The sequence below is a fragment of the Caballeronia sp. BR00000012568055 genome, assembly GCF_029439455.1.
GTDB lineage: Bacteria > Pseudomonadota > Gammaproteobacteria > Burkholderiales > Burkholderiaceae > Caballeronia.
In genome coordinates this window covers 2,342-4,168 of record NZ_JAQFVG010000119.1, presented here as the reverse complement: position 1 = coordinate 4,168, position 1,827 = coordinate 2,342, and the positions used below count along the sequence as shown (strand labels likewise).

Sequence of the window (1,827 nt, the reverse complement as noted above, 5' to 3'; positions counted from 1 at the left end):
GGGCAGTGTCTGGTTGAAAAAGCTGCTTTCTTTGGTGACTTTCTTTGCAGCAGCAAAGAAAGTTACCCCCCCCGCCGGGGAGGCGGCTACTGAATAAACAGCACAACAACCGCAAGCAGCACCTAAAACAAGTTCCCATAAAACGGCACAGTCGCCGCGCCGAGCGCTGCAGAAACCTCACTCTCAGCCCGCCCGCAGTGCAAAGCAATCCCCCCCGGCCGCCCCTGCATTTCATAAACAGCAGCCCCATCCCGCGCCGCATCGATCAACCTGAGCAAAGCACCAGACGGCAGCAAGCCATTAACAATCACATCCGCCACATCAACAATATTAGAAACGCTCGCCAACACCCGCCCCAAATCCGCCCCAGCCCGATCGATCCAAAGATCAAAGGCCACACGCTGCCGCGCATCCAAGCAACTCAAATCAACATCACCGATATGCTGAACACCCAGCGCATGCGCAAGTCCGCGCAAGGACACAATCGTCTCCAGACACCCACGCGCCCCACAAAAACAAGGCTCGCCATCGCGATACGCATTCACATGCCCGATCTCGCATCCATTGCCCGTCAGACCGCGCACCGCACGTCGATTCATCAGCAACGCACCACCCAATCCATTGCCGATAAACACGTGCAGATAGCTGCCGAAATGCCGCCCGTCGCCGAACCAGTACTCACCGAGTCCCGCCGCCGTGCCGTTGTTCTCGATATGAATCTCGTGATCGACATGCCGCGACAGCGCGTCGCGAAACTCGAACTCGCGCCACGCCGGATACTGCGCCGACTGACACACACGTCCGCGCGCATTGTCGATCGGTCCCATCACAGAAACGCCTACGCCAAGCAGTTTTCCCACGCGATCGCGATGCGCATACAGCGTCTCATATAACTTCGCCAGCACGTCAACCGCTGCCTGCGGGTCTTCGATCGACAACTCTTGCCGCGCTTTATGGATCACATTACCCGCTACATCGACCAGCACGCCGGTTGCGAATTCATGATCGAAGTGCAACCCGATAGTCGATGCGTAGTCCGGAATAATTCGCAAGCTCCGCACCGGCTGTCCCGTCGCCCTGACTTCACGATCCACCGATTCTTCCACCGCGCCTTCACCGATCAGACCGCCAACGATATTCGTGATCGTCGCCGCCGTCAGGCGCGTGGCCGCTGCGATATCCGCACGTCCGATGCCCGGTTCCTGACGAATGACTTCGAGCACCAGCGCGCGATTCAGGTCACGCACGCGCGGTCCGTTGAAACCATGCTGATGCCGAGTGTGCTTATTCGACACGCGAGAAAACTCCATTCGATCGATTCATCGCGTCGTATAACCGCCATCGACCACCAACACTTCGCCGGTCACATAGCTTGCCGCAGGCGAACACAGAAACAGCGCTGCCGCCGCGACTTCCTCGGGCTGACCGACGCGCACCATCGGCGTCATGCCACTCCAGATCTTGAACCACTCGGGATTTTCTATCCCACCGCGCGACATGTCCGTTTCGATGTAGCCCGGCGCCACCGCATTCACGCGAATATTCTCGGTCGCAAGCTCGCTGGCAAGGCTCTTGGTCATCATATGCACCGCCGCCTTCGAGCTGTTATAAGCCACCTGATTCTGCGGAATATTCGAAACGATGCCGGAAATCGAGCCCATATTGAGCATCACGCCGCTGCCTTGCGCGCGCATCGGGACGAGCGCGGCGCGGCATGCGCGAAATACGGCATCGAGATTCAGGCTCATGATCGTACGCCAGCGCGCTTCGTCGAAATCACCGCTGTCGCCGTGGATCGCTACGCCGGCGTTATTCACAAGAATATCG

At 58.5% G+C, this 1,827-nt stretch carries 2 protein-coding genes; both read right to left on the bottom strand.

The annotated features are described in order from the left end of the window. Positions 1-122 precede the first annotated feature (122 nt). Complete coding sequence (locus P7F28_RS07355; protein ID WP_277183858.1) at positions 123-1,295, bottom strand: ROK family protein; 1,173 nt, start codon at positions 1,293-1,295, stop codon at positions 123-125. A gap of 24 nt (positions 1,296-1,319) precedes the next feature. After that, positions 1,320-1,827 (bottom strand): SDR family NAD(P)-dependent oxidoreductase (locus P7F28_RS07350; RefSeq protein ID WP_277183857.1); only part of this gene is annotated, 508 nt, incomplete at its 5' end.